The organism is Embleya sp. NPDC001921 (genome assembly GCF_053594475.1).
The window spans coordinates 1-3,921 of sequence record NZ_JBSFEO010000135.1 but is presented as its reverse complement, the minus strand read 5'-3'; the positions used below and the strand labels follow the sequence as shown (position 1 = coordinate 3,921).

The window sequence follows — 3,921 nt, the reverse complement described above, 5'->3', positions numbered from 1 at the left end:
GCACGCGCCGTTGGCCGTGGCGCAGCAGGCGAGTGGGATCACCGGCGACGCACCGCTGTTCACCGCCTTCTTCAACTACCGCTACAGCGGCGAGCCGGAGACCGGGCATGAGGCCGACTCGCGGCCGGCCCCGGGCACGCCCGGCGGTCGCACCGACGACGACACCATGGGCGTTCGTACGGTCTTCATGGAGGACCTGACCAACTTCCCCCTGGTGGTGTCCGTGGACGATCTCGGCGCGGAGGGCTTCGGGTTGACCGTGGACGCGGCGGCGCCGGTCGATCCGCATGTGGTCACGCGGATGTTGCACACCACGATCGAGAACTTCCTCGCCGTCCTGGCCGACGCCACCGCGGGTACGGTCGGCGCGGCCGGCATGGGCCTTGCGAACACGGCCGCCGGCGACGTCCCGCTGGGCAGCGTGGACGTACTGGACGACGCCGAGCGGTCCCGGCTGCTGCTGGACTGGAACGACACCGCGCTGGACGTGCCCACGGCCACGGTCCCGGAGCTGTTCGCGGCGCAGGTGGCCCGGGCACCGCACGCGGTGGCGGTGGCCGGTGACGGGTTCGAGCTGAGCTACGCGGAGCTGCACGACCGGGCCGATCGCCTGGCGCGGTACCTGGCCGGGTCGGGGGTCGGCCCGGAGTCGGTGGTCGCCGTGCTGCTGGAGCGCGGCGTCGAACTGGTGGTGGCGCTGCTCGCGGTCTGGAAGGCCGGCGCGGCCTACCTGCCGATCGACCCCAAGCAGCCGACCGACCGGATCATGTTCATGCTCACCGACAGCCGGGCGATGGCGCTGGTGGGCACGGAGGAGCTCCTGGAGGACCTGCCGCTCGGACACATCCTGACGATCGCGCTGGACGACGACCGGGTGCGGGGCGCTCTCGCGGTGCCGGCGACCGGACCAGCGACGCTCGCCGCGGCCCGGCCCGAGGGCCTCGCCTACGTGATCTACACCTCGGGGTCGACGGGCACGCCCAAGGCCGTTCTGGTGTCGCACGCCGGCGCGGTGAACCTGGTCGCGGCGCGCGGACTGGACCTGGACGCGAACAGCCGGGTACTCCAGTTCGCCTCGGTGGGCTTCGACGCCGCCACCTGGGAACTGCTGATGGCGCTGTGCTCGGGAGCACGTCTCGTGGTGGCGCCGGCGGACGAACTCCTGCCCGGAGCGGGCCTGATCGACCTCGTCGATCGGCACCGGGTGACCCACCTGCTGCTGCCGCCCACCGTGCTGGGCCTCCTTGACCCCGACGATCTTCCGTCGGTCTCCACGCTCCTGTCCGGCGGCGAGGCGCTGGACGCCGAACTGGTGGCCGGATGGGCACCGGGTCGGCGATTGATCAACGCGTACGGGCCGACGGAGATGTCGGTGGTGGCGACCATGTCCGAGCCGCTGCGGCCGGGCGACGAACCGGTGATCGGCGCGCCGATCGTCAACACCCGCGCCTATGTGCTCGACGAGTACCTCAACCCGGTGCCGCCGGGAGTGGTCGGCGAGTTGTACGTGGCCGGCGCCGGCGTCGCGCGGGGCTACCTGGGCCGTCCCGGGCTCACCGGTCTGCGCTTCGTTCCGGACCGGTTCGCCGCCGACGGGTCGCGGATGTACCGGACCGGGGACCGGGTCGGGTGGACCGACGACGGGCGGTTGCGGTTCGCCGGACGGGCCGACGACCAGATCAAGATCCGCGGCTTCCGGATCGAACCGGGGGAGATCGAGGCGCTGTTGGTCACCCATCCGCGGGTGGCCCGGGCCGCGGTGATCGCCCGCGAGGACGTGCCGGGCGACAAGCGGCTCGTCGCCTACGTCGTGGCCGCCTCCGCGACCGGCGAGGCCGGCACGCTCGATGGTGAACTCCCGGAGCTGTTGCGCCGGTTCGCGGCCGAGAAGATGCCGGAATACATGGTGCCCGCCGCCGTGGTCGCGCTGTCCGTGCTGCCGATGACCCCCAACGGGAAGCTGGACCGCAAGACCCTGCCCGCGCCGGAGTACGCCGGAGCCGGCGACGCGGGCCGGGCCGCGACCGATGCCCGGGAGGAGATCCTGTGCGGCGTGTTCGCCCAGGTCCTGGGTCTGGAGACGGTCGGCGTCGACGACGACTTCTTCGACCTCGGCGGGCACTCGCTGCTGGCTACCCGGTTGGTGTCCAGGGTGCGTGCGGTGCTGGGCGCGGAGATCGCGATCCGGGAGCTGTTCGAGGCGCCCACCGCGGCCACGCTCGCGGCGCGGATCGCCGAACTGGGGACGGGCGCGGTACGCCCGGCGCTGACCGCGCGCAAGCGGCCCGAGCCGCTGCCGCTGTCGTTCGCCCAGCGGCGCCTGTGGTTCATCGAACAGTTGGAGGGGCCGAACCCGACGTACAACATCCCGGTGGTGGTCGGCCTGTCGGGCGACCTGGACGAAGAAGCGCTGGCGGGCGCGCTGCGGGACGTGATCGCACGGCACGAGGTGCTGCGTACCGTGTTCCCGGTCGCGGACGGCGAGCCGTACCAGCACATCCTCGACCCGGCCGGGTTCGAGTGGGAGCTGCACGTGCGCCGGGTAGCAACCGACGAACTGGCCCCGGCGGTCGGTCGGGCGAGCGAGTACGCGTTCGACCTCTCCACCGAGATACCGATCCGAGCCTGGCTGTTCCGCTCCGACGAGGAGTGTGTCCTGGTCGCGGTGGTGCATCACATCGCGGGCGACGGATGGTCCTGGGAGCCGCTGGGCCGGGACATCGCCCAGGCGTACACGGCCCGCCGCGCGGGCGAGGAGCCCGAGTGGGAGCCGTTGCCGGTGCAGTACGCCGACTACGCGTTGTGGCAGCGCGAGTTGCTGGGCGGCGAGGGCGACCCGAACAGTGTGTTGTCGGCCCAGGTCGCCTACTGGCGCGAGACCCTGGCCGGAGTCCCCGAGGAACTCCCGTTGCCGGTCGACCACTCGCGTCCGGCGGTGGCCACCCACGTCGGACACAGCGTGCCGTTGGAGATCCCGGCCGAGACGCACACTCAAGTGGTCGAACTGGCGCGGGCCGAGGGCGTGACCGTGTTCATGGTTCTCCAAGCCGCGCTGGCGGTGCTGCTGTCGAAGCTGGGCGCCGGTTCCGACATTCCGATCGGCGCGGCCGTCGCCGGGCGCACGGACGAGGCGCTGGACGACTCCGTCGGGTGTTTCGTGAACAGTCTGGTGATGCGCACCGACCTCTCCGGCGACCCCACATTCCGCGAACTGCTGGGCCGGGTCCGCGACGCGGGACTCGGCGCGTTCGGCAACCAGGACGTGCCGTTCGAGCGATTGGTGGAGGAGCTCGCGCCCGCCCGTTCGCTCGCCCGGCACCCGCTCTTCCAGGTCATGCTCACGGTGCAGAACAACGCGCGAGCCGCGCTGGACCTGCCCGGCGTACGCACCGACGCGCCGACCACGGACGCCGCCTCGGATCTGCCCTCGGTGGCCAAGTTCGACCTGGACGTCACCGTCGCCGAGGCGTTCGACCGGCACGGCCGGCGCGCCGGCCTGCTGGGTTGGGTGACCGGCACCGCGGACCTGTTCGAGGCGGACACCGTGCGATCGATCACCGAACGATGGGTCCGGGCCCTGGCCGAACTGACCGCCGACCCGAGCACCCGCGTGGGCGCGCTCGATGTGCTGGACGCGGACGAGCGTGCGCGTGTGCTGGTGGAGTGGAACGACACGTCTGCCGAGGTGGGTGGGGTGTCGGTGGTGGGGTTGTTGGGGCGGTGGGTGGAGTGGTCGCCGGATGCGGTGGCGTTGGTGTGTGGTGGGGAGGAGGTGTCGTTCGGGGAGTTGGATGTGCGGTCGGGTCGGTTGGCGTCCTATTTGGCCGGTTTGGGGGTGGGTCGGGAGTCTGTTGTCGCGGTGGTGTTGGAGCGTGGTGTGGATCTGGTCGTGGCGTTGTTGGCGGTGTTGAGGGTGGGTGC

At 71.8% G+C, this 3,921-nt stretch carries 1 protein-coding gene; it reads left to right on the top strand.

The features are described from left to right. Positions 1 to 3,921: amino acid adenylation domain-containing protein (locus ACWCPW_RS51705; RefSeq protein ID WP_449768635.1), on the top strand; the 3,921-nt coding region annotated here is incomplete at both ends.